The sequence below is a fragment of the Lacimonas salitolerans genome (assembly GCF_042677865.1).
Lineage (GTDB): Bacteria > Pseudomonadota > Alphaproteobacteria > Rhodobacterales > Rhodobacteraceae > Lutimaribacter > Lutimaribacter salitolerans.
The window spans coordinates 44,376-68,971 of the sequence record NZ_JBHUDD010000056.1; the positions used below are offsets into that span (position 1 = coordinate 44,376).

Here is a 24,596-nt window from a genome sequence, read left to right on the forward strand (position 1 = left end):
AGGACACTACTGTCAATGAGCACCTATATCGTCCGACGAATCCTTTCGACCGTGCCGGTTGTCCTGTTCGTGATGATCTTCGTGTTCAGCCTGCTGTATCTAGCGCCGGGCGATCCGGCGGCGATCCTGGCCGGGGATCAGGCGACGCAGCAGGATATCGAGAACATCCGCCGCGAGCTCGGGCTTGACCGCAGCTTTCCGGTGCGCTTTGTCGAATGGTCGGTCGGGATTGCGCAGGGTGATTTCGGGCGCTCGATCTTCACCCGCGAGCCGGTCTCGCGGATGATCCTGACCCGGGTCGAGCCGACCCTGTCGCTGATGGTCGTGACCCTTGTCATCGCCCTGATCATCGCCATTCCGATGGGCGTGGCAGCCGCGTGGAAGCGCGGGTCGTTGCTGGACCGTGTGATAATGCTGGTCGCGGTGCTGGGATTTTCCGTGCCGGTGTTCGTGGTGGGGTACATGCTGGCCTGGGTTCTGGCGCTTCAGCTTGGCTGGCTGCCGGTGCAGGGGTATACCCCCATCGCCGAAGGGGTCTGGCCCTGGCTGCGCGGTCTGCTGTTGCCCGCAATCACCCTGTCGGGTGTCTATATTGCCCTGATTGCCCGGATCACCCGCGCGACGATGCTGGAAATCCTGCAACAGGATTACATCCGCACCGCCCGGGCCAAGGGGGTCGCCAACAACTCGGTGCTGTTCGTTCACGCGCTGCGCAACGCGATGGTGCCGATCGTGACCGTGGTTGGCCTGGGGATCGCATTGATGATCTCGGGCGCGGTGGTGATCGAAACCGTTTTCTCGCTGCCCGGGCTGGGGCGTCTGACTGTGGATTCGATCCTGCGGCGTGACTATCCGGTCATTCAGGCGATCATCCTGATCTTCAGCTTCGTCTATGTGTTCATCAACCTGCTCATCGACCTGAGCTACACCATCATCGACCCGAGGATACGCTATTGACCGCCAATTCCGACATTGCCGACGATCAGCTTGCCGCAGCGCCCCCGCGTCCGGTGATCCTGCCCCCGCCGCCGCAACGCTCGCGGGTGATGGGAATGCTGATCGAACATCCGACGCTGTGGATCGGTGCCGCCCTGCTGGTTCTGGTCACTGCGATGGCCATTTTCGCGCCCTTGGTGGCGACATCGGACCCAAGCGCGCTCAACCCCGCGCAGCGGGTGTTGCCGCCCTCGGCCGAGGCCTGGTTCGGCACCGACATGATGGGGCGCGATATCTACTCGCGCACGGTCTATGGCGCGCGGGTGTCGCTGATCGTGGGGGCCGGTGTGGCGATCTTTGCCTCGGTCATCGGGCTGACCATCGGCCTGCTCTCGGGCTTTGTGCGTTGGGCGGACAACATCATCATGCGGGTGATGGACGGGCTGATGTCGATCCCGGCCATTCTGCTGGCCATCGCGCTGATGACGCTGATGCGCGGCGGATCGGTTTTCAATGTGATCCTTGCCATCACCATCGCCGAGATTCCGCGTGTCGCGCGGCTGACGCGGTCGGTTGTCCTGTCGGTGCGCGAGCAGCCATATGTCGAGGCGGGCACCGCCTGCGGAACCTCTACATTCGGGATCATCTGGTACCATATCATGCCAAACACGCTGGCGCCGCTGACGGTTCAGGCCACCTATATCTGCGCCTCGGCGATGATCACCGAGGCCATCCTGAGCTTTATCGGTGCGGGCACGCCGACCTCGATCCCGTCATGGGGCAACATCATGGCCGAGGGGCGCGCGCTTTGGCAGGTCAAGCCCAACGTGGTGTTCTTTCCGGCGGTGTTCCTGTCGATCACGGTGCTGGCCGTCAATCTGGTGGGGGACGGGCTGCGCGACGCGGTAGACCCCCGCCTTGCCAAACAGGTGTAAGCGATGGCCCTTCTCGAAGTGCGCGACCTTCAGGTTCATTTCCGGACCGCGACCAGCGTGAACCGGGCGGTGGACGGGCTGAGCTTTGACATCAATGCAGGCGAGGCACTGGCCATCGTGGGCGAAAGCGGTTGCGGCAAGTCGGTGACATCCATGGCGCTGCTGCGGCTGTTGCCCGAGCCGCCCGGGAAGGTTGCGGGGCAGATCCTGTTTCGCGGGCAGGACCTGATGAAGGCATCGGAACGGCGGATGCGCCAGTTGCGCGGCGACGAGATCAGCATGATCTTTCAGGAACCCATGACCTCGCTCAACCCGGTGTTCACCATCGGTCAGCAGATCGGCGAATCCGTCCGCCTGCACGAAAACGCCAGCCGCACGGTGGCCCGCAACCGCGCCATCGAGATGCTGCAACTTGTCGGCATCCCCTCGCCTGAACAACGGGTGGACGAGTATCCGCACCAGCTTTCAGGGGGCATGCGACAGCGGGCGATGATTGCGATCGCCCTGGCCTGCAACCCGGCGCTTCTGGTGGCGGACGAGCCGACGACGGCACTGGATGTGACCATTCAGGCGCAGATCCTTGACCTGATGCAGGATCTGCGGCGCAAGGTCGGCTCGGCTGTCATGCTGATCACGCATGATCTGGGCGTGGTGGCGGAATTCGCCGAGCGTGTCCTGGTCATGTATGCCGGGCGCAAGGTCGAAGAGGCCAGCGTGACCGACCTGTTCCGCACGCCGCGCCACCCCTACACGCAAGGCTTGCTGAACGCGCTGCCCAAGCTGGGGTCGTCCCTTGGCGACGGGGCTGCGGTGCGGCTTGCCGAGATTCCGGGGCGGGTGCCCGATATGTCCAAACCCCTGACAGGATGCGCCTTTGCCGAACGCTGCCCGATGGCGCAGGACGCCTGCCGCCGCATCGAACCGGCGCTGGAGCAAAAGGCGGACCGCCATTTCGCTGCGTGCCACTTCGCCGCCAGAGGGGCCTTTGTCGCATGACGCAAACCGACACGACACACCCACGGCACCTGATCGAGGTGCGCAATCTGGTGAAACGGTTTCCCGTGGCATCTGGGCTGTTCGGGGCGCGCAAATCGGTCCACGCGGTCAGCGATGTCAGCTTTCACATCGCGCGCGGCGAGACGCTGTCGCTGGTGGGGGAATCCGGCTGCGGGAAATCCACGGTGGGCAAATGCCTTGCCCGGCTCATTCCGCTGACCGAGGGCGAGATCACGCTTGACGGTCAGCGCATCGACAGCCTGCCGCCGAAAGACCTGAAACCGATCCGCAAGCGGCTGAACGTCGTGTTTCAGGACCCCTATTCCAGCCTCAATCCGCGGATGAGCGTCGAGGCGCTGGTGGCCGAACCCCTGCGCAGTCACGGGCTTGTCAAGGGACGCGCCGAAAGGGCCCGCCGTGTCGGTGATCTGCTGGAAAAGGTGGGGCTGCCGCGCGACTCGATGCGGCGGATGCCGCATCAGTTCTCGGGCGGGCAGCGGCAGCGCATCTGTATCGCGCGCGCGCTGGCGTCCGAACCCGATATCATCGTGTGCGACGAGGCCGTGTCGGCGCTGGATGTCTCGGTTCAGGCGCAGATCATCAACCTGCTTATGGATCTGCAACGCGAGCTGGGGCTTGCGCTGCTGTTCATCTCGCACGATCTGGCGGTGGTCGAACACATGAGCGACCGGGTCGCCGTGATGTATCTGGGCCGCATCATGGAGATTGCAGATCGCAGTTCGATCTTTGCGCATCCGCGCCATCCCTACACCAAGGCGCTGCTCTCGGCGGTGCCGCTGCCCGATCCCGACGCCCCGCGCGACCGCACGGTACTGAGCGGCGATGTGCCCAGCCCCATCGACCCGCCCAGCGGGTGTGTGTTCCGCACCCGCTGCCCGATGGCGACCCAACGCTGCGCCAGCGAAACGCCCATCCTGCGCCAGATGGCGCATGGCCACAGCAGCGCCTGTCATTACGCCGAAGAGGTTTGATGGGGACCGGCAGCGGTGCATTCGTCTATCGGCCGCCCCGATTTCCTGACCGGATGAACCCGACAACGAGACTCGCGCGTGGCCTAAGCATCACGCGGCCAGGCTTGATCACGGTTGCGGGATCACCGTGATGTCAGGCGGATGTCGGCCGTTCTTGCATGGGCTTCCATACCTTCGAGCCGCGAAATGCGCGCTGTCACCTCGGCCACCTGCCGGGCGGCTTCGCCGGTGGCGCGCTGCCACGTCACAGTCTTGAGAAACTTGTGCACCGACAGGCCCCCGGTATAGCGCGCCGCACCTGACGTGGGCAGCACATGGTTGGGCCCTGCGGCCTTGTCGCCAAAGGCCACGGTCGTCTCGGCCCCAAGGAACAACGAGCCATAGGCCCTGAGCCGGGTCAGCCACCAGTCCAGATCCCGGGCCTGAACATGCAGGTGCTCGGGCGCGTAGCGGTCGGCCATCGTGGCCATTTCCTCGCGGTCGTCACATACCACGATCTCGGCCAGGTTCTCCCATGCGGCCGTGGCCGATTTCGCGTTGGATGCCGGCAAGGTCGCAATCAGTTCGGGCACCAATGCCAGAACCCCACTGGCCAGCGCACTGCTGTCCGTCACCAGCCAGACCGGGGAATCCGCGCCATGTTCCATCTGGCCGACCATGTCCCATGCGACCACGGCCGGATCGGCAGACTGGTCCGCCACGATCAGGCTGTCGGTGGGGCCAGCGACCATGTCGATGCCGACACGGCCATAAAGCTGGCGCTTGGCCTCGGCCACCCAGGCATTGCCGGGACCGGCCAGAACATCGGCCCGGGGAATGTCGAAAAATCCGAATGCCATCGCGGCCACGGCCTGTACCCCGCCCATGCACAGGATCTTCTGCGCCCCGGCCAGATGCATCGCATAGACCATCTCGTCGGCGATCCCGTCCGGCCCCCGCGGCGGTGATGCGGCGGCCACGAACTCGACTCCGGCGGCCTTGGCCGTGGTGATTGTCATCAAGGCAGATGCCACATGGCTGAAACGTCCGCCCGGCGCGTAGCATCCGGCAGACACAACAGGGATAGACCGTTGACCGGCAACGAATCCCGGTGCCATTTCGATCTCCATATCCAGCAGCGTCGCACGTTGTGCCTTGGCGAATTTTTGAATGTTGGCATGCGCGAACTCGATGTCGGCGCGCACTGACGGGTCCAGACGGGCAGCAGCGGCGGCGATTTCATCTTCACTCACGACCACATCGCCGTGCCAGTCATCCAACTCGGATGCATAGCGCAGGGCGACCGCCTCACCGCCCTGTTCGATGTCGTGCAGCATGTCCAGCACGCGGTCGCGCACGGATGACTGCTGCTGCGCGCTGTCGGGTTTTGCGGATTTCAGAAAGCGAACGGTCATGTGATCTCTTTTCCCACGAAAGGCGATGGCAGGGCAAAGCTGACACAGGCCGCGGCCAGCACATCCATGCTGTCGGTCAGCGACAGCCGAGGCGTGCCCAGCCGTGGTGCCAGAATGGAGAACTCAGAGCAGCCAAGAATGGCCGAGGACGCGCCGCCGTCGGCCATTTCCGCAACGGCAGCCTGCAAGACGGGCAGCGCCTCGTCCTCGTGCCCGGCCTTGATGGCGCGGATCGCCCCCAGCATGGCATCGCGATTGTCGGGATACAGGACGGCGCAACCGTGCCGGGCCAACGCTGTTGCGAATACGCCGGTTTTTTCGACCGCGGGCGAGGCCAGCAGGCCGACCGGACTGGCTGGGCTGGTGTCGGCGACCTGCGCGGCGGTAAGTGCCACCATGTCCAGAAACGGAACCTGCACCGCCGCCGCGATCTGATCGGCATAGCAATGGGCAGTGTTGCACGGCATGGCCAGCGCCTCGGCTCCGGCCTGGTGCAGGCGACGGGCCATGCCGATCAGAACCGGTGTCGGGTCCGTTCCCGTGCCGTCGACAAGATGCGCGATCCGCGACGGCACCTGCGTGTTGTTATCCACCAGCAGCGGGATGTGATCGCTGTCGGTGTCTGCCGGGGTCAGGGCAAGGATACGCGACATCAGAAGAATCGTCGCCTCGGGCCCCATGCCACCCAGAATTCCGATAACGCGCGGCATGACAGATGACCTGCTCCTGTTCAGTGGATACGTGCGGTCACGTGACCAGGTTTCGGATTTCGGGTTCCTTGAAGAAACTGCGATACCCGAAAAGCCCCGCCGACCCGCCTGTGTGCAGAAAGACGATATTCTGATCGTCTGCGAACGCGCCCTTGCGCACAAGATCAATCAGTCCGGCGGCCCCCTTGCCGGAATAGACCGGATCAAGCAGGAGGCCCTCGAGCTGCGAAAACGTCTCGATCGCCGCGATCGTGGCCGCGTTCGGGATGCCGTAGCCGGGGCCGACGTAATCGGTATTGGCCACGACATCATCGCGCGACACGACCCCCGGGCAGCCCAGCTTGTCCGCCGTGGCCTGAGCCAGCGCAAACACATTCGCCTCTTGCTTGTCCTTGGGCGCGCGGACGCCGATTCCCAGCAGCGGGATACCGGCATTGATCGCGCGCAGCCCGGCGACCAGACCCGCCTGCGTGCCGGCCGAGCCTGTGGCGTGGAGGATGCGCGAAATCGGCAAGCCCATGTCATTGGCCTGATTCACCAGTTCCAGCGCGCAATTGGCATAGCCCAGGGCGCCGGTCGGATTGGAGCCGCCCCCGGGAATGATGTACGGGGTCTTGTTCTTGCCGCTGAATTCGGCTGCCGCGGTTTCACAGGCCGCAACCATGTCCGTGCCTGCCGGAACATGCTCGATCGTCGCACCGTGCAGCGCATCCAGCAACACATTGCCGTTCAGCCGATAATCCGGATCGTCAAACCCGGTGCGGTCCTCAAGGATGGCGTGGCATTCCAGCCCAAGCCGGGCACAAAAGGCGGCGGTCTGGCGGACATGATTGGACTGCGTGGCCCCTTGCGTGATGATCACATCCGCCTTTTGCGCCAGCGCCTCGCCCAACAGGAACTCCAGCTTGCGGGTCTTGTTGCCACCGGTTGACACGCCTGTGCAATCGTCGCGCTTGATCCATAGCCGCGGGCCGCCAAGCGCCTTGGACAGCCTGTCCATCGGCTCCAGTGGCGTGGGAAGGTGAGCAAGGCGAACACGGTCAAATCGCGCAAAATGCATTTTGTTTCTCCGGTAACAGTTTCAAGCCCAGCTTGCGCCGAGTTTTCAGGCTTCTCAAATGCCAAGTTCTCACACTAAAATGCAGGGATGACATAATATGGAGCCAGCGATGCGATTGGAATGGATCGAAGATCTCGTTGCCATATTCGAAAGCGAGTCCTTGAACGAGGCTGCGGGGCGACGACATCTGACCCAGCCCGCATTTACCCGCAGGGTGCGCAGTATCGAGGACTACATCGGGGTCGAACTGATCGACCGAAGCCGCAAGCCCGCCCGCCCGGCCACTACGCTGGTCGAGCAGGAAACCCGGCTGCGAACAATGGCGCAAGAGTTGCGGGCCCTTGTGCTGGATCTTCGAAAATCCGAACGTCACTCGCGCAGCCGGGTGGTGATCGGCAGCCAACATGCCATCACCACATCAATCCTTCCAACGCTGATCGCGGACAAATTCGATGGTCTTGACATAACCATTCGCCTTCGATCAGCCAATCGGTCGGAATGTACGGCAATGCTCATCACGAAAGAGGCTGATCTGATCGTAATCTTCAGATCGGTTGAAGAGATATCTACGATCCCGGAAGAATACATTGAAGAGAAGTTAATCAGCCAGGAGAAACTCATCCCGGTGTGCAGTGCGAAGGTGCGGCGCGCGATCGCAAATGGCGATCTTCCGATTGTCGCCTATCCTTCGGATGTTTTTCTGGGAAAACTCCTTGAAACCCACATTCTTCCCAGTATCCAGGAAAGCTTTCGGATCGATGCCCGGGTGGAGACGGCACTCACCGTTGCAGCACTCCAGCTTGCGGCGTGCGACATCGGGGTCGCATGGGTTCCGGAAACAATGTTGGCGCAGCTACCGACTGCAAGCACGGTCACGGCGGTTGACGATCTCCTGCCATCGACACAGATCGCCGTGACGGCCATGCGTCTCATCGGAAAAAAATCCAACGTCGAAGACCAAGTCTGGGCAGCCATTCGCGACTTGCGTCAATAGATTTTACAATCGCGACGGGACCATGGTGCGTGGAACCGGCGAGTGTGCTCCAAGACCGCCCTGTGCGCCTGCCACGCGTCGTGGCCCGGATAAACCCAAGCATATGAGCAGCCACAGATTGTGCGAGGGAGGCTTTGCAAAACAGGAAACGGCCGCGATGGATCACATCGCGACCAGTCCCTGTCAGGCCGGCAGGCCTGAAACATTGTCCCACGAGGCGAAATGCGTCAACCGTGGTGCGCCCCTTGCCGTCAGTGTTTGGCTGTCTGGCCGTATCAGTTGCTCATGGACTCTTCAGTCTCTTCGTCCGTTTCGGGCTCCGGTGACACGCTCGCGAGCCACGCCCAGATATCGGCGGCATCGTCCGCGTCGCGCAGGCGATAGCTCATCTTGCCGCGCGCGCTGCTGTCGTCGAGATACTCGCGCAGGTACCCTGTCGGGTCCATCACATAGGCGGTGAACTCTTCCTCGGTCCAGACCAGACCGGCCTCGCCCGCGTCCTCCATCGCGCTGGAATAGCGGTAATCCTCGACCGCCCCGGCCTCGCGGCCGACCACGCCCCACAGGTTCGGGCCGGTGCGTCCGGCGCGCACGATCATCTCGCCGTCGTCGGTCTGCACCATGTGGCAGGCCTTGCACTGGTTGAACGCGCGCTCGCCCGCCTCGGCGTCGCCTGTCATCTCTTGGGCGTGGACGGCCCCGGCCAGCGCCATCAGCGCCGCAGATGTCAGAATTGTCTTCATGGGTTTCTCCCCCTGTCAGTCGTTTCTGTCAGGAGGAGACGTAGCACAGATCAGCGCAGGTCAACCATGTCAGGCCACCGCATGGGCGATCGCGCATTGCTTCCACAGCACCGACAGGGCGTCGACCAGGTGGTCGATATCGGCATCCGAGTGCAGCGGGCCTGGGGTAAAACGCAACCGCTCGGTCCCTTTCGGCACGGTGGGATAGTTGATCGGCTGCACATAGATCCCGTAGTCGCGCATCAGGATATCCGCGATCTGGCGGCATTTCACCGGGTCCTTGATCATCACCGGGATGATATGGCTGGGGTTGTCCAGATGCGGGATGCCGCGCGCGTCCAGTTTGGCGCGCAGTTTGGCCACCTGCCGGCGCTGCTGCTGACGTTCGCTGTCCGACTGTTTCAGATGCGCGATCGACGCCTGCGCCGCCGCGGCCACGGCCGGGGGCAGGGCGGTGGTAAAGATGAAGCCGCTGGCAAAGGACCGGATGAAATCGCACAGCGCGTGGCTGCCGGTGATATAGCCGCCCATGCAGCCATAGGCCTTGCCCAGCGTGCCCTCGATCAGGTCGATCCGGTGTGCCAGCCCGCGTTCCTCGGACACACCGCCGCCGCGCGGACCGTACAGGCCCACGGCATGCACCTCGTCCAGATAGGTCATGGCACCGTGTTTCTCGGCCACCTCGATGATTTCTTCCATCGGGCTGATGTCGCCATCCATCGAATAGACCGATTCAAACGCGACGATCTTGGGCGCGTTGGCGGGCAGGGCGGCCAGTTTGCGGTCCAGATCTTCTGGGTCGTTGTGCTTCCAGATCACCTTCTGACAGCGTGCGTGGCGCATGCCTTCGATCATGCTGGCATGGTTCAGCGCGTCCGACAGGATCACCGCATCGGGCAGGCGGCTGCCCAGCGTGCTCAGCGCGGCCCAGTTCGACACATAGCCGCTGGTGAACAGCAGCGCCGCTTCCTTGCCGTGCAGGTCGGCCAACTCTGCCTCAAGCGCGACGTGATGCCGCGCCGTGCCGCTGATGTTGCGCGTGCCACCGGCACCCGTGCCGCAGGCATCCACCGCATCCTTCATCGCCTGGCGCACAACCTCGTTATGGCCCATGGCAAGATAGTCGTTGGAACACCAGACCGTTACCCGCTCGGGCGCGTCGTCATCATGGCTGCGCGCGCGCGGAAATGTTCCACATTCACGTTCCAACTCGGCGAAAATCCGGTAGTTTCCCTCATCGCGCAACGTATCCAGTTGCGCCGTGAACATGGCGTCAAAATCCATGATGACCCTCCACTTTTCGTTTGGTCTGTTTGGGCGCGGGCAACATCCAGCGCCATAGTTTCGCATCCGGCAGGGGCACCACCATCAGCCAGTGTTCCACAAGTGCCAGCGCGGTGATCGCGGCCAGCAGGGCAAAGCCCACGATCTCGCCCGGCGTGTCGACGGCAAACAGCCGCTCCAGCCAGCAGGCCACCGCAAAGGACAGCCCCGTAACCGAGATCGGGAACAGCCAGTTCGCGCGCCGGATGCGGAAATGGCTGGGCAGGTGCTGCAACGCGCCGGGGATGAACTCGGTATTGATGCGCGGCACCCCGAAATACAGGTTCAGCTTGGCCGAGATGCGCGCCACGTACAGCACCACGAATGTCCACAGGCCAAAGATGTTCTCGGCCCCGTGTCCCGCGATCCAGATGAACAGCATCGCCGCCAGAAGCGCCATTTCGTGATAGGCCACGGTGCCCCAGGCGCGGATGAACCGCTCCCATTCGGGCAGGTCGTCGGGGCAGGGGCGCAGGTTCGGCCCGGTCACGATGCCGGTCAGAAACGCCAGTTCGATCCAGCCCCAGATCGCCAGCGCCGCCAGAAACCCGTAATACGCTGCCGCCACCCCGGTGGCGTCCAGCGTCACCAGGTAACCCCAGATGCCAAGTCCCAGCACCGGCAGCCCGGCCAGCGTCGCCACCAGCCCCGCGCGCCCGCCCCGGCGATCGGCCAGACGCACGATCACCAGAATGGCCCCCGTGGAAAACCACCACAGGAACAACGCCGCCAGTGCTGCTATCCAGGGGTCGTTCGGCACTGTCAGGTCCTCTTCATCTTGCCGGGTAAACTCCGGGGGTGCGGGGGTAGCGCCCCCGCCCGGTCGGCGCCAGCGGCGCCGAAACCCGTCAATAGACCGGCTCCAGCCGCGGGCTGTCGGGCACCCGGTGCTTTTTCACGGGGATCGTGAACAGCGTGACAAACGCCAGCCCCGCCTTGGCCGAGCCGGCCAGCTGCGCCAGCTTGCCCGCAACGCCGCCCTGTTTCTTCGCATCGGCGATCTGCACATTGGCATGATGCAGCCGTTCCAGATTCTTCTGCCAACGCGGGTGGTCGATATCCAGCGTGACCGGAAAGATCTGCTTGGTCAGTTCGGATGTCTTCACATAGACCTCATGCGCGTACCAGTCCGGGTCCACCCCAAGGGCGGCATGAAAGGCCGGGCGCTGGTGGTCGCGCACATACATCGTGGCATAGACGGCAGTCAGGAAGAACTTGATCCACCAGACGTTCTTGCCGCTGGTCAGCTTGGGGTCGGTCTTCATCAGCAGGGCAAAGGCCTCGCCGTGGCTGAACTCGTCATTGCACCATTCGCGGAACCATTTGAAGATCGGGTGGAACCGATGCTCGGGGTGTTCCTCAAGATGGCGGTAGATCGTGATATAACGGGCATAGCCGATCTTTTCCGACAGGTAGGTGGCGTAATAGATGAACTTGGGCCGGAAATAGGTGTATTTCTTCTTCTGCGTCAGAAACCCGAGGTTCACCGCCACGCCCGCCTCGCGCAGGGCGTCGTTGATGAAACCGGCATGGCGGGCCTCGTCGCGGGCCATAAGCTGGAACAGCTGCGTGATGTCGGGGTTGTTGCCGCGCCGCTTCATTTCCTTGTACAGCACGCAGCCCGAAAACTCGGCGGTGCAGCTTGAGATCAGGAAATCGATGAATTCCTTTTTCAGGCCCGGTTCCATCCCGTCCCAGTCGACGTGATCCCAGTCTTCGTTCTTCTTGAAGTGGCCCTTGTTGGGGTCCGCCAGCATCTGCGCGATCAGGGCATCCCATTCTTCGCGCACCGGCGATACGTCGATCGCGTCCAGCTCGTCGAAATCGGTGGTGTAGAACCGCGGCGTCAGCAGGGTGTTCGACATCGCCAGCTCGGTCGCGGCGGTGCTGTCGAACTTCGCCTGCTCCTCCTGGATGGCGATGCCCTCTTCGGCGGTGGTGGCGTCGGCGGAATGCTTGGGCAGCATGTTCATAGCGTCACCTCGTCTGAAAAGGAGAATTCACACAGTTCCATGACTTCGAAATCGCCGGTCAGGCGGGTCCAGAGCTGTTCGACCTTGCTGGCGCGGATGATGATCGCCTCGCGGTCCTCGGTCACGACCTCGCCGAAGGCGGCCATGATCTCGGGGCCTTTCACCTGCACCGTGTCGCCGGGGTTGATCACGGCGCCGTTGTTGAACCGCACATGCGCGTGCAGGCTTTCGAAACAGTGGCTGACCTCGACGGTGCAAGGCGCCCTTTCAATCTCTCGTGTCAGTAGACCCATTGGTGTGTCCTCCGTTAAGGTCGTTCAGCGCAAAAGCCTGGCGAAGGCTTGTGCGTTATCCTTGCCGAACCCCATCAGGTCGGCGCTCCACCCCGTTTCGGGGTCGTGAATGGCAAGGCGGCCGTTTTCGCCGCGGGTCAGAACAACGGGACCGCCCAGCGGCTTGTTGGCCTTGCGGCGGTTGAATTCGATCGTCCGGGCCACGCCGGCGATGAATCCGCCTTCTTCGGGCGACAGGTCGACGATCAGCGTGCCGTCGGGGGCGGTGATGCGCACCGCGCCTGACATCTCGGCATCCATCGCGAATTCGGTCTGTGCCACCACCGGGCTGACCGGCGGAGTGGACGTGACGGGCCGGTTCGAGACCGTGGCCGAAACCACGATGGTCACCGAACACACGATCAGGAACCCGACCGCGCGCATCAGGCCGACAGGGATCTTCTCGGGTGTGCCCTTGCGATGGTTCTCATGTGCGGATTGATACTGCATTGTGCCTGACCCCTATTCCGCGGCCACTTGGACCGGGCTGCCCGAGGGCGCGCCCCTGCGTTCGATCACCGGGGTCGAGACCCGCGCCTCGGCCGCGTCCGAGATCATCTCGGCGATCTTTTTCGGCTCGGGGATGCAGCGCAGCGCAGGCTGCACCGGCGAGCGCCACGGGCGCACATGCGGCCAGCAGGTCAGATAGCCCAGCTTGACATCCTTGGGCACTTCGAAGGCGATCGTGCCCGTCTTGCCGCGCATCCGCAGATCGGCGTTGACGATCTGCCGGTAGGGCAGGTTCAGCGTGACGGTCAGCGCCGCACCGATCCGCATCGCCACCCGCTTGTTGGTGACGGTATACATCGTCGTGCGTGCCTGCACGTAGGCGAATATCATCAGCAGGCCGCAGACGATCCCGCCCAGGATGATGAAGGGCAGCGCCAGCACCAGCGCGCGCATCAGCGGCACCTGATCGACCAGCGAGACAAAGCGCCAGGCCGCAAGGAACAGGAAATACCCCATAACCCACCAAACGTTCAGCGAGTCCTTGGCCAGCGCCCACCAGTCGGGCCGCCCCTGCCACAGGATATGCTCGCCTTCTGGCGGACGTTCGGGCAGTCCCTCGATCGGTTCGATTGCAAAATCATCATGGCTCATGGGGTGTGTCCTCCGGCGAGCGTGTCGTTAAGCATGGCACCCGGCGTCAGCGAACAGCCGGGTGCCGTTGGTCTGTCAGAGCTGCGGTTCCAGACGCGCCTCGTCGGCATAAAGCTTGCCGCCGGCGTAGTAGGCGCTGATCTTGTCTTCCTCGAGCTTGGTCACCTGGGTCGGCGACGCCGTGGTGGGCACCGATGCGAAATGCTTGCCATAGATCGAATGGATCGCCACGCGGTTGGACTTGATGCGCGCCAGCGTCATCGGCACCAGCCGCTTGCCGCCACCGAACTCTGCGTCCAGCGTGATTTCCAGATAGCGCACCAGCTGCTCGGGCTCGTCCACCCACATGTCGCTGATCCGGCCAACGATGGCCTTGTCGCCCGCCATCACCGGCAGCCCGCGCGGATCGCGCCCGGCCGAGACGTGGAAGTGATCAGACGAGGCCATGGGAATGATCTTGGGTTTGCCATGGGCATCCAGTTCGGGCACGTCCTTGCGCGCGGTCCAGGACGCCGGGCCGACACCATCGACCAGCGGATCACCGGTGGGCACAAACGGAAACCCGTTCGCCGTGGCCGTGCGCGCCAGCTTGCCATGCACATCGCCCCGCTCGCCCGGCTGGCCCGAGGGCACGGTCAGTTCGCCCTGATTGTTGGGCAGAACAAATGTCTTGTCCTTGGGCGTGGGGAACAGGCCCTGATTGGCGGCATCGTTGCCGTCCTCATCCACAAGGGGAAACCCCTCGCGCATGTTCTCGGTCTGAAGATAGTAGATCAGCCCGGCAAAGAAGATCCAGAAGAGCCAGAGTGTCAGGCTGGCCAGGTCGAAATTTCCAAAGAATGCTTGTGACATGGGTCCTGTCCTTTCGTTAGGTTCAGGTGGGGAAATCGGCGAGCCCGATACGACCGGTCCCCCCGCTTTGGTGAATGGTGGATTGCGTGAACCGCACAAGCGGCCCCAGCACGATCAGCGTCACGAAGATCAGGGCGATTTCCGTGTGATAGACAAAGGAATAGCCGGTGGCGGGCGACATCAGCGGCTCGCCCCAGGCGCCCGACATGGCCTTGGCGTTCACCACGTCGCGCAGGGTGCCGCCGATGGCGATGGACACGCCGGCCGCCGTGGCCTGCGCCGCACCCCAGGCCCCCAGCGCCAGCCCGCGCCCGGCCAGCCCTTGCGCGGGCATCAGCATCGCGGCGGTCAGGGTCGAGACGCTGAACAGCCCGCTGCCAAAGCCGATCAGGATCGCCCCGGCAAAGAACAGCACGGTCGACTCCAGCGGCGCGGCAAAGATCACCGCGCTGAACGCCGCCAGACCCACCAGCAGGCCCGCGCCGATCAACCGGTATGGATCGCGCCCGCGTGCCAGACCGCGCCCGGCCAGCCCGAATGCCAGCAGCGCGCCCCCGGCCCATGCGGCGGTCAGCAGGGTCGTGGCACTGACTGACAGGCCCAGGATCTCGCCGCCGTAGGGTTCCAGCAGAACGTCCTGCATGTTGAAGGCCATCGTGCCCAGAAACACCACCGCCAGCAGCCGCCCGGCCTTGCCGCCACGGGCCAGATCGGCCCAGGCATCGCGGAACGACGGGGTCGGGGCCTCGCGCTCTTCCTTGCTCATCGGGCGGACGCGCTCCTGTTTCCACAGGGCGATGACGTTCAGGGTGATGGTGACCACGGCGGTGCCCTGCACCACCTGGATCAGCAGCATGCCGTTGAAATCGCGCAGCAACCAGCCGATCACGATGGCCGAAACCGCCATGCCCAGCAGATAGCTGACATACAGCAGCGCCACCACGCGCGGACGCGTATCATCGGTCGCACGGTCGGCCGCAAGGGCCAGCCCGGCAGTCTGCGTCATGTGCATGCCGATGCCGGTCATCAGAAAGGCCAACCCGGCCAGAACCTCGCCCGCGAAGGGCACGTTATGCACGGTGTCGCCCCCCAGCACCAGCAGGCTGGCAGGCATCGCGGCGAGCCCGCCGAACTGCCACAGGGTGCCGAACCACAGGTAGGGCACGCGCTTCCAGCCGATGGCGCTGCGGTGGTGATCGGATTTGAAGCCCAGCAACGCGCGGAACGGCGCCGACAGCACCGGCAGCGCGATCATGATGGCCACGATCATCGCGGGCACCGACAGTTCCACGATCATCACGCGGTTCAGCGTGCCCAGCAGCATGACGCCCGCCATGCCGACCGAGACCTGGAACAGCGACAGGCGCAGCAGCTGGCGCAGCGGCAGATCATCGCTGGCCGCGTCGGAAAACGGCAGCATGCTGATGCTGAACTGCTTCAGAACCTGCGCGCCCTTGCTCATGCCGCGAACTCCAGCGCCTGAGAGATGTAGAACCCGACCGAAACCCGGCCCACGTCACGGATCTTGCCGATGTCGCGCACCGTATGGGCCAGCCGCGCGGGGGCGTGCGGGATCATCACCGGGCTGCGGTCGGATTGCGGAAAGGCCTTGCCGGCATACCACATGGTCATCAACAGCGGCGTGCGCGGGGCGACGGTGAACACCACCGGCCCGCCACAGCGCCCGCCCAGGTTTTCCAGCGCCGCGCGAATGTCGGTCGCGGTGTAATAGATCAGGCTGTCCATCGCCATCACGGCGTCGAACCGGCCATGCCCGGCGTGCAGCATGTCGCCCGCGGCGAATGTCACGCGGCCGCGCAGGTCGGCCGGCATCCGCGCCTCGGCGATGCCCACCAATTGCGGCGAGATATCAACGGCCACCACATCGGCGCCGCGCGCCGCCAGCTCCTGCGTCATCATGCCGGTGCCGCAGCCCGCGTCCAGAATCCGCGCGCCGCGCAGGTCATCGGGCAGCCGCGCCAGCATGCGCGCGCGCATGTCATCGCGCCCGCGCCGCACCGTCTCGCGGATGCGGCTGACCGGCGCGTCGCTGGTCAGACGGTCCCAGACCTTGGTCGCGGTCTTGTCGAAATAGGTCTCGACCCGCGCCCGCGTGGCGTCATAGCTGGTTTTGGCAGCTTTGCTCATCAATCGAACCCCAGCAGTTCGAATATCTCGCGGTCTTCCATCGCGGCGGGCGTCAGCCCCTCGGTCCCCGCATAAAGCTGCGCGGCCAGGCGGATGTATTCGGCGCGCGCCAGGATGATGTCCTCTTCGTCGGGCATCTCGAACAGGGTCTTTTTCTTCAACCGGCTGCGGCGGATGGCGTCGATGTCGGGCATGTGCGCGATCCGTTCGAACCCGACCGTGCGGCAGAAACGGTCCACCTCGTCGGTGTCCTTGCTGCGGTTGGCCACGCAACCCGCCAGACGCACCTTGTAGTTCGATGACTTGGCCTGCACGGCGGCGATGATGCGGTTCATCGCATAGATGCTGTCGAAATCGTTGGCCGTCACGATCACCGCGCGGTCGGCATGCTGCAAGGGCGCGGCGAACCCGCCGCAGACCACATCGCCCAGCACGTCGAATATCACAACGTCGGTGTCTTCCAGCAGGTGATGCTGTTTCAGCAGCTTCACGGTCTGGCCGACCACATAACCGCCACAGCCGGTGCCCGCGGGCGGACCGCCCGCCTCGACGCATTTCACGCCGTTGAACCCTTCGGTCACGAAATCCTCGGGGCGCAGCTCCTCGGCGTGGAAATCCACCGATTTCAGGATGTCGATCACCGTGGGCTGCAACTGCCCGGTCAGGGTGAAGGTGCTGTCATGCTTGGGGTCGCAACCGATCTGCAACACCCGCTTGCCCAGCTTGGAAAACGCCGCCGACAGGTTGGAACTGGTGGTCGATTTGCCGATCCCGCCCTTGCCATACACGGCAAAGACCTGCGCGCCCTCGATCTTCATCGAGTCGTCCTGATGCACCTGCACCGATCCTTCGCCATCCTGTCCGCGGATCACCGGGGGTGCGCCAAGGCCGCGCGCCTCAAGCCCCGCTGCTTCGCGCATGTTGGCCCGGGCAGCGGGCGGATTCTTTGCGTCGAGTGGGCTCATAGGTGCCTCCCTTTCGATACAGAACGGGTCTGCATCTTCATCTTGCTGAATAAACTCCGGGGGTGTGGGGGCAGGGCCCCCACGAAGGGGTCCACCGGTGCGATGGCGTATGGGGTGTGCATGCTCATTCCGCTGCAATCCCCTCGACCCGATCTTCCAAAGCGTCGGCGGCGTCTTGCAGGGCCGCCAGCGTTGCGGCATCGGGCTGCCAGTAGTTTCGGTCGCTGGCTTCCAGCAGGCGGTTGGCCATGCGCGACGACGCGACCGAGTTCAGCTCGGCCAGGCGCGCCCGCATCTCGGGGTCCAGCACGAAGGTTTCCGACAGGCGCTGATAGACCCACGGCTCGACCTTGCCGGTGGTGGCCGACCAGCCCATCGTGTTGGTCACCTGCGCCTCGATCTGGCGCACGCCTTCGGCGCCATGCTTCAGCATGCCCTCGAACCACTTGGGGTTCAGGCTGCGTGACCGGGTTTCCAGCGCCACCTGATCGGTCAGGGTGCGCACCTTGGCGGCGCCGCGCGTCTGGTCGCCGATATAGACGGCGGCCTCTTGCCCGCCGCGGGCGCGTTTGACGGCGCGGGCGATCCCGCCCAGCGTGTCGAAATAGTGATCCACCGTGGTGATGCCCAGCTCGACCGATTCAAGGTTCTGATAGGCCACATCGACATCTTTCAGCGCGCATTGCAGCAGGGCGGCATTGGCGCTGGCCTTGCCGTTGACGCCATAGGCAAAGGATTTGCGCGACTCGTAGGCGTCGGCCAGCTCGTCCTCGTCGCCAAAGGCGCTGCTGTCCACCAGCGCGTTGACGTTCGACCCATAGGCCCCTTCGGCGTTCGAGAACACGCGCAGGGCGGCGGTTTCGATGTCGCAGCCCATCTGCGCCATGTAATCCAGCGCGTGCGCGCGGATGAAATTCTGCTCGGGCGGCTCGTCCGCCATCGCCGCCTGCAACGCCGCGTCGGCCAGCAGCCGGGTTTGCAGCGGCAGCAGGTCGCGGAAGATGCCCGACAGGGTGATGACCACGTCGATGCGCGGGCGGCCCAACTGCTCCAGCGGGATCAGGTCGGCGCCCGACAGGCGGCCAAAGGCATCGAAACGGGGCTTGGCCCCCAGCAGCGCCAGCGCCTGGCCGATCGGGCCACCGTCGGATTTGATGTTGTCCGACCCCCACAGCACCAGCGCGATCGAGCGCGGCATCTCTGGATGCGCATCCAGCAGCAGCTGCGCCTGCTTGGCACCTTCGCGGCAGGCAAATTCGCTGGGCATGCGGAACGGATCGAACGCGTGGATGTTGCGCCCGGTGGGCAGGATGTCGGGGCTGCGGATCAGGTCGCCGCCATGCACCGGCGGGGTGAACCGCGCATCCAGCGCGCGCAGGATGGCGGGGATCTCGTGATCTTCGGTCAGGATTTCCAGCACCCGTGCGCGGGTTTCCGCGTCGGCGTCTTCCATCACGTCTACATAGGCTGCGCGTTCGGCATCGCTCAGGCGCTTGCCCAGCACGTGCAGACCGTCGGGGATTAGCGCATCCTCGGTTTCCAGCAGCTTCAGCCACATCTGCGCGGGCGTGGTGCCGGTCATGTCGACCGCCTCGGCCTGCTCGTCGATCAGCAGTTCCAGATCGTCGCGGGCGGGGCCGTCTTCCATGCCGCGCCACCGCGTCAGGCTGTCCTTCAGTTCCGCCAGACCCTTGTAGAGGCCCGAGGCCGCCAGCGGCGGGGTCATGTGCGTGATCGTCACCGCGCCTGAGCGGCGCTTGGCCAGCGATGCCTCGGACGGGTTGTTGGACGCGTACAGATAGATGTTGGGCAATTCGCCGATCAGCCGGTCGGGCCAGTCGCGCGCGCCCATGCCCGATTGCTTGCCCGGCATGAATTCCAGCGCGCCATGCATCCCGAAATGCAGCACCGCATCGGCCTGAAACGTGTTGCGGAGCCACAGGTAGAACTGGGCAAAGGCATGGGTGGGCGCAAAGCCGCGTTCGAACAGCAGGCGCATCGGGTCGCCCTCGTATCCGAAAGTGGGCTGCACGCCGACAAAGACATTGCCGAAATGCTGGCCCAGCACGAACACGCCGCGCCCGTCCGACTGCACCTTGCCGGGGGCCGGGCCCCAGACCGCCTCGATGGCTTTCAGGGGTGGGGTATTGGCGACGATGTGATCGGCGCTGACATGGGCGGCGACATTGGCCTCTTGCCCGTACTGGCGCGCGTTGCCTTCCAGAACGGCGGCGCGCAGGTGGGCCACGGTTTCGGGCACGTCGATGTCATAGCCCCGGTCGCGCATCCGCAGCATGGTGTTGTGCAGGCTTTCGAACACGCTGAGATAAGCGGCGGTGCCTACGGCCCCGGCGTTGGGCGGAAAGCCGAACAGAACGATCGCCACCTTCTTTTCCGCGATCTTGCGGCGGCGCAGACGGGTCAGGCGCAGCACCTTTTCCGACAGGCTGTCGATGCGTTCGGGGCAGGGGGCCATCGCCTTGTCGGTGCTGATGCACGCACAGGCGTATTGGCAGCCCTGGCAGCCCTCGACACTGTGCCTCCCGCCGAACACGGTGGGATTGGTCGCGCCGTCCAGCTCGGGCAGGGCGATCAGCATCGTGGTCTCGATCGGGCCAAGGCCCTGCGGGCTGGCGGCCCACTGGCCCAGCGTCTGAAACTCCAGCGGATGCGCGGTGATGTAAGGAATATCCAGCTTTGACAGGATATCGACCGCAGCCTCGCTGTCGTTATAGGCCGGGCCACCAACAAGGCTGAACCCGGTCAGCGACAGCAGCACGTCGATTTTCGATGCGCCTTCGGCATCGGAAAAGAATTCGCGGATCGCGGGGCGGCCATCAAGGCCACCGGAAAACGCGGGCAGCACGCGCAGGCCCTGCGATTCAAGCCGCCGGATCACCGCATCGTAATGCGCGGTATCCGAGGACAGGATATACGACCGCATCATCAGCAGCCCGACCGTGCCCACGGCATTGTCCGGCCCCTTGATGTCGGCGGGGTCGATGGTGATCCGGTCGGCCAGATCGGGGTGATACAGCGCAACCTCGGGGTATTCCTGCGGCTCGGCCGCCTCGGCCCCCAGCCATTGCGGCCGTGTCCTGGCATACTTGCCCAGCAGATAGCGCACCATCTGCTCGATGTTGTCGTCGGACCCGCCCAGCCAGTATTGCATGACTAGGAACCAGCTGCGCAGATCCTGCGCCTTGCCGGGGATGCGTTTCAGGATCTTGGGCAGTCGGCGCAACTGCTTCATGCGCTTTTCGCCGCTGTCGCTGCTGGGCTTGGAGCTGCCGCGCAACCGCTTCATCAGCTTCATCAGGCCGCTGGCGGGCTTGGACATGTCCAGCTTGCCCAGACGGGTCATGCGGATGATCTCGGCATCGGCGATCACGCCGACCATGCCATCCAGCCGGTCGCGCACCGCGTGCAGATCGTCGATGATGGGCTTTATGTGCTCTTCGAGAAACAGCAGGTTGGCCACGATCATGTCGGCCTCGGCGATGCGGGCCTTTGTCTCGGCCAGCGCGTCGGGGGTTTCGGCCCATTCGGCGGCGGCGTGGACCGACACGGTCAGCCCGGGGAAATCCTGCACCAGCTTGATGCCCGCCCGCGCCACGGGGCCCGCCGCATGGGAATCCATCGTGATGATCACGATGTTGTAGGGCTTGACCCCCATTGTGATCTCATCACCGCGCATAATGGGCCTTTGCTTCGTACAATGTATCGACGCTGATCTCGGACACGCCGCGCTGTACGGCATAGGTCTCGGTGTTGCGGCGCGCCTTGCCCCGCACGAAGAACGGTATCTTCTTCAGCTCCTTCTCGGCGGCGGGCAGCCAGACAACCTCGATCCCGCCTGCCTGTGGCTGCTCGGCCTGCGCCGGTTCGGCGGGGGCGTCTTGCCGACCCGTGTCGGCCAGATCACGCAGCTTGGCCTTGTGACCGTGATGCGAGGCGCCGGCGTCGTCGTGAAACTCGAAATCGTCGCGGAACATGTGCAGCAGGTGTTCCTCCAGCCCCATGACCAGCGGATGCACCCAGGTGTCAAAGATCACGTTGGCGCCTTCGATCCCCATCTGCGGGCTGTAACGCGCCGGGAAATCCTGCACATGCACAGGCGCGGAAATGACGGCGCAGGGGATGCCCAGACGCTTGCCGATATGCCGCTCCATCTGGGTGCCCAGGATCATCTCGGGGGCCAGCGCCTCGATCGTCTGTTCGACTTCGAGGTAATCGTCGGTGATCAGCGCCTCGACGCCATAGTCCTTGGCCAGCGCACGGACCTTGCGGGCCTGTTCGCGGTTGTAGCAGCCCATGCCCACCACCTCGAACCCCATTTCATCGCGGGCGATCCGGGCGGCGGTGGCGACATGCGTGCCGTCGCCGAACAGGAACACGCGCTTGCCGGTCAGGTAGGTGGAATCGACCGAGGCCGAATACCACGGCAGGCGCAGGCGGCTTTCGTCGAATTGCGGCGTGACACCAGCGATGGCGGCCACCTCGGCCACGAAATCGCGGGTGGCGCCAACGCCGATGGGCACGGTTTTCGTGAACGGCTGCCCCAGCTCGCGTTCCATCCAGCGCGCGGCGGTTTCCGCCGTTTCAGGATACATCAGCACGTTGAAATGCGCGGCCCCCATGCGGGTGATGTCCTGTGGCGTGGCGTCCATCGGGGCCACGACATTGATGCCGATCCCCATGTCCGACAGCAGCGCGGTCAGTTCGGTGATGTCGTCGCGGTGCCGGAACCCCAGCGCGGTCGGCCCGATCAGGTTGGCGGTGGGGCGGGCGGTGCGCTCGGTCGGTTTGGCCAGGGTCTTGACGATCTGGTAAAACGTCTCGTCCGCGCCGAAATTTTCCTTGCGCTGATAGCTGGGCAGTTCCAGCGGGATCACCGGCACTGGCAGGCCCATGGTTTCGGCCATTCCGCCGGGATCGTCCTGGATCAGCTCGGCGGTGCAGGACGCGCCGACGATGATCGCCTGCGGCTTGAACCGCTCATACGCGTCACGCGCGGCGGACTGGAACAGGTTGGCCGTGTCGGCCCCCAGATCGCGCGCCTGAAAGGTGGTATAGCTGACGGGCGGGCGGTGGTTGCGCCGCTCGATCATGGTAAACAGCAGGTCGGCATAGGTGTCGCCCTGCGGGGCGTGCAGCACGTAGTGCAGACCCTTCATCGCGGTGGCGACGCGCATCGCGCCGACATGCGGCGGGCCTTCGTATGTCCAGACCGTCAGCTTCATTCTGCGGCCTCCAGTTTCAGCAGGTCGCGGCGGCGGATCGGGCGGCTGAACAGCCCGGCCAGATCCCCCGCCTGCTCGTAGAAATGCACCGGAGTGAACACCAGTTCGATCGCCCATTTGGTCGTCAGCCCCTCGGCCTCCAGAGGGTTGGCAAGGCCAAGGCCGCAGACCGTCAGATCGGGGCGCGCGGCGCGGGCGCGGTCCAGTTGCAGATCCACGTCCTGCCCTTCGGAGAACACCGGCCCCTGTGCCATCAGTTCCATGTCGGGGCCGACCAGATCCTTGTGGATGAAGGGCGCGCCAACCTCGACCGCGTTCATGCCACATTCGCGGGTCAGGAACCGCGCCAGCGGAATTTCCAGCTGGCTGTCGGGGAAAAAGAACACCGACTTGCCCGACAGGGTTTCGGCGGCCTGCGCCACGGCGCGGCGCGCGCGGTCGCGGGGGGCTGCCGTGACCTGTTCGAACAGCTCGTCCGAAACGCCGAATTCGTCGGCCACGGCGCGCAGCCAGGCCGTCGTGCCCTGCTCACCAAACGGGAACGGCGCGGGCAGGTGGCGCGCGCCCCGACGGGTCAGCGCGGCATGGGTTGCGCCCAGAAACGGCTGGGTCAGCGCGAACACGGTGTCGGGGCCAACCGCCACCGGATCATCCGCGCGGGCCGAGGGCAGCACGGTAATCGGGCCGATGCCCATCCGGCCCAGCAGGTCCAGCGCCTGATCCTGCACCACATCGGGCAGGGCCCCCACCAGCATCAACTGGCGTGTGTCGGCCTTTGGCAGGGTCGGCACGATGGCGGCAAGGCAGGCGTCCTCGCCCTCGGTGAATGTGGTCTCGATGCCCGAGCCGCTGAAGTTGATGACCCGCACATGGGGGCCATGCTGCGTGGTCAGACGCTCGGCCGCCTTTTCCAGGTCGATCTTGATGACCTCTGACGGGCAGGAGCCCACAAGGAACAGCTGCCGGATGTCAGGGCGGCGTGACAGCAGGCGCGACACCTCGCGGTCAAGCTCGTCCTGCGCATCGGCCATGCCGGCAAGGTCGGTTTCTTCCAGAATGGCGGTGCCGAAACGTGGCTCGGCAAAGATCATCACGCCGGCGGCGGATTGCAGCAGATGCGCACAGGTGCGGCTGCCCACGACAAGGAAAAACGCATCCTGCATCTTGCGGTGCAGCCAGATGATCGAGGTTAGCCCGCAGAACACCTCGCGCTGGCCGCGCTCTTTCAGGATGGGTGCGTTGCGGCAGCCTGTTTCAGGTGTATCTTTCATGCCCGCCCCTCGGATTGCAGCCGCGCCATGCGGAGTTTCCAAAGGAACTGACCAGCGTTCACCACGTAGGCAAGGTAGGCCGCCAGCGCGATCACCATCTGCTCGGTCGGGGGCAGCGCCCCGGTCCAGACCGCCCAGAGATACAGGGTATGCAGGGCGATCACGCCAAAGCTGATCACATCCTCCCAGAAGAACGCGGGCGCGAACAGGTACTGGCCGAACACGATCTTTTCCCAGATCGCGCCGGTCACCATGATCGTATACAGCACCCCGGTCTTGACGATGATCGAGATGGTCGCGGCCATGTATCCCTCGCCGGTCCACAGGTACCGCAGCACCAGCGCCAGCGAGACCAGGAACACCAGAAACTGAACCGGTGCCAGGATGCCCTGCACCAGCGTCCAGACCGTGCCGTCGCGGCGTGCGCGCTGATCCGGTGTGTAAAGCCCGGTGGTGGGCGGTGTGCTGCCATGATGGCTGGCCATGGCCGATTCCTTCGTTGTCATGAAGGGAGCGTAGCGGCCCAAACCGCAAAGTGTCAATTAAAAGTTACACTGCCGAGCCGGTGTTTTGCGCGGGCCCTTGCCGCTGAAAAACACGGAAACCCGCAAAAAAATCCCTTATTTAT

23 protein-coding genes are annotated in these 24,596 nt (G+C 64.4%); 5 read left to right on the forward strand and 18 right to left on the reverse strand.

Features of this window, described 5'->3' with window-relative positions:
* The first annotated feature begins 15 nt into the window (after positions 1-15).
* Genes ACFTOW_RS10745 through ACFTOW_RS10760 form a run of 4 tightly spaced genes read left to right on the forward strand, consistent with a single transcriptional unit; the run spans position 16 to position 3,859 of the window.
* Positions 16-957 (forward strand): ABC transporter permease, encoded by a 942-nt coding sequence (locus ACFTOW_RS10745; RefSeq protein WP_379915493.1) that lies wholly within the window; start codon positions 16-18, stop codon positions 955-957.
* Positions 954-1,871 (forward strand): ABC transporter permease, encoded by a 918-nt coding sequence (locus ACFTOW_RS10750; RefSeq protein ID WP_379915495.1) that lies wholly within the window; start codon positions 954-956, stop codon positions 1,869-1,871. Before ACFTOW_RS10745 ends, ACFTOW_RS10750 begins: the two co-directional genes overlap by 4 nt.
* Before the next feature lie 3 nt (positions 1,872-1,874).
* Positions 1,875-2,867: an ABC transporter ATP-binding protein gene (locus ACFTOW_RS10755; RefSeq protein WP_379915497.1), complete on the forward strand. Its 993-nt coding sequence runs from the start codon at positions 1,875-1,877 to the stop codon at positions 2,865-2,867.
* Positions 2,864-3,859 (forward strand): ABC transporter ATP-binding protein, encoded by a 996-nt coding sequence (locus ACFTOW_RS10760; protein WP_379915499.1) that lies wholly within the window; start codon positions 2,864-2,866, stop codon positions 3,857-3,859. Before ACFTOW_RS10755 ends, ACFTOW_RS10760 begins: the two co-directional genes overlap by 4 nt.
* Positions 3,860-3,981: 122 nt before the next feature.
* Here ACFTOW_RS10760 and hisD read toward each other — a convergent pair whose 3' ends face one another.
* Genes hisD through cuyA form a run of 3 tightly spaced genes read right to left on the reverse strand, consistent with a single transcriptional unit; the run spans position 3,982 to position 7,023 of the window.
* Entirely contained in the window at positions 3,982-5,253 is a 1,272-nt protein-coding gene (hisD, locus tag ACFTOW_RS10765; RefSeq protein ID WP_379915501.1) for a histidinol dehydrogenase, read from the reverse strand.
* A complete protein-coding gene (gene cuyB, locus ACFTOW_RS10770; RefSeq protein WP_379915503.1) occupies positions 5,250-5,963 on the reverse strand; it encodes a cysteate racemase in 714 nt (237 codons plus the stop codon). The genes hisD and cuyB overlap by 4 nt, the downstream gene beginning before the upstream one ends.
* 37 nt (positions 5,964-6,000) lie before the next feature.
* Positions 6,001-7,023: a D-cysteate sulfo-lyase gene (cuyA, locus tag ACFTOW_RS10775; RefSeq protein ID WP_379915505.1), complete on the reverse strand. Its 1,023-nt coding sequence runs from the start codon at positions 7,021-7,023 to the stop codon at positions 6,001-6,003.
* Positions 7,024-7,138: 115 nt separating this feature from the next.
* Between cuyA and ACFTOW_RS10780 the strand changes: the two genes are divergently transcribed.
* Positions 7,139-8,017 carry a LysR family transcriptional regulator gene (locus ACFTOW_RS10780; RefSeq protein ID WP_379915507.1) on the forward strand — a complete coding sequence of 293 codons (879 nt, stop codon included), beginning with the start codon at positions 7,139-7,141 and terminating at the stop codon, positions 8,015-8,017.
* Positions 8,018-8,292: 275 nt separating this feature from the next.
* On the opposite strand, the gene ACFTOW_RS10785 is transcribed toward ACFTOW_RS10780, so the two are convergent.
* From ACFTOW_RS10785 to bchF, 15 genes are all read right to left on the reverse strand, one after another.
* The gene (locus ACFTOW_RS10785) at positions 8,293-8,760 is read right to left on the reverse strand and encodes a c-type cytochrome (protein ID WP_379915509.1); all 468 of its coding nucleotides are present in this window, start codon (positions 8,758-8,760) and stop codon (positions 8,293-8,295) included.
* 69 nt (positions 8,761-8,829) lie between these two features.
* A complete protein-coding gene (gene hemA, locus ACFTOW_RS10790) occupies positions 8,830-10,044 on the reverse strand; it encodes a 5-aminolevulinate synthase (protein WP_379915511.1) in 1,215 nt (404 codons plus the stop codon).
* Positions 10,034-10,843, reverse strand: a complete 810-nt coding sequence (gene puhE / locus ACFTOW_RS10795) for a putative photosynthetic complex assembly protein PuhE (RefSeq protein ID WP_379915513.1) — start codon at positions 10,841-10,843, stop codon at positions 10,034-10,036. Before puhE ends, hemA begins: the two co-directional genes overlap by 11 nt.
* Before the next feature lie 88 nt (positions 10,844-10,931).
* Positions 10,932-12,056 carry a magnesium-protoporphyrin IX monomethyl ester (oxidative) cyclase gene (gene acsF, locus ACFTOW_RS10800; RefSeq protein WP_379915515.1) on the reverse strand — a complete coding sequence of 375 codons (1,125 nt, stop codon included), beginning with the start codon at positions 12,054-12,056 and terminating at the stop codon, positions 10,932-10,934.
* Positions 12,053-12,349, reverse strand: a complete 297-nt coding sequence (locus ACFTOW_RS10805; RefSeq protein ID WP_379915517.1) for a hypothetical protein — start codon at positions 12,347-12,349, stop codon at positions 12,053-12,055. The genes acsF and ACFTOW_RS10805 overlap by 4 nt, the downstream gene beginning before the upstream one ends.
* Positions 12,350-12,373: 24 nt before the next feature.
* The gene (puhC, locus tag ACFTOW_RS10810; RefSeq protein ID WP_379915519.1) at positions 12,374-12,838 is read right to left on the reverse strand and encodes a photosynthetic complex assembly protein PuhC; all 465 of its coding nucleotides are present in this window, start codon (positions 12,836-12,838) and stop codon (positions 12,374-12,376) included.
* 12 nt (positions 12,839-12,850) lie between these two features.
* Positions 12,851-13,489 carry a photosynthetic complex putative assembly protein PuhB gene (gene puhB, locus ACFTOW_RS10815; RefSeq protein WP_379915521.1) on the reverse strand — a complete coding sequence of 213 codons (639 nt, stop codon included), beginning with the start codon at positions 13,487-13,489 and terminating at the stop codon, positions 12,851-12,853.
* A gap of 75 nt (positions 13,490-13,564) precedes the next feature.
* A complete protein-coding gene (gene puhA / locus ACFTOW_RS10820) occupies positions 13,565-14,341 on the reverse strand; it encodes a photosynthetic reaction center subunit H (protein WP_379915523.1) in 777 nt (258 codons plus the stop codon).
* A gap of 22 nt (positions 14,342-14,363) precedes the next feature.
* Entirely contained in the window at positions 14,364-15,803 is a 1,440-nt protein-coding gene (locus tag ACFTOW_RS10825; RefSeq protein ID WP_379915525.1) for a PucC family protein, read from the reverse strand.
* The gene (gene bchM / locus ACFTOW_RS10830) at positions 15,800-16,489 is read right to left on the reverse strand and encodes a magnesium protoporphyrin IX methyltransferase (protein WP_379915527.1); all 690 of its coding nucleotides are present in this window, start codon (positions 16,487-16,489) and stop codon (positions 15,800-15,802) included. Before bchM ends, ACFTOW_RS10825 begins: the two co-directional genes overlap by 4 nt.
* On the reverse strand, positions 16,489-17,409 hold the full coding sequence (bchL, locus tag ACFTOW_RS10835) for a ferredoxin:protochlorophyllide reductase (ATP-dependent) iron-sulfur ATP-binding protein (RefSeq protein WP_379915549.1): 921 nt from the start codon (positions 17,407-17,409) through the stop codon (positions 16,489-16,491). Before bchL ends, bchM begins: the two co-directional genes overlap by 1 nt.
* 169 nt (positions 17,410-17,578) lie before the next feature.
* Complete coding sequence (locus ACFTOW_RS10840; protein WP_379915529.1) at positions 17,579-21,151, reverse strand: magnesium chelatase subunit H; 3,573 nt, start codon at positions 21,149-21,151, stop codon at positions 17,579-17,581.
* Complete coding sequence (gene bchB / locus ACFTOW_RS10845) at positions 21,141-22,697, reverse strand: ferredoxin:protochlorophyllide reductase (ATP-dependent) subunit B (protein ID WP_379915531.1); 1,557 nt, start codon at positions 22,695-22,697, stop codon at positions 21,141-21,143. The genes ACFTOW_RS10840 and bchB overlap by 11 nt, the downstream gene beginning before the upstream one ends.
* Entirely contained in the window at positions 22,694-23,968 is a 1,275-nt protein-coding gene (locus ACFTOW_RS10850; RefSeq protein ID WP_379915533.1) for a ferredoxin:protochlorophyllide reductase (ATP-dependent) subunit N, read from the reverse strand. The genes bchB and ACFTOW_RS10850 overlap by 4 nt, the downstream gene beginning before the upstream one ends.
* Positions 23,965-24,453 (reverse strand): 2-vinyl bacteriochlorophyllide hydratase, encoded by a 489-nt coding sequence (gene bchF, locus ACFTOW_RS10855; protein WP_379915551.1) that lies wholly within the window; start codon positions 24,451-24,453, stop codon positions 23,965-23,967. Before bchF ends, ACFTOW_RS10850 begins: the two co-directional genes overlap by 4 nt.
* Positions 24,454-24,596: the final 143 nt, after the last annotated feature.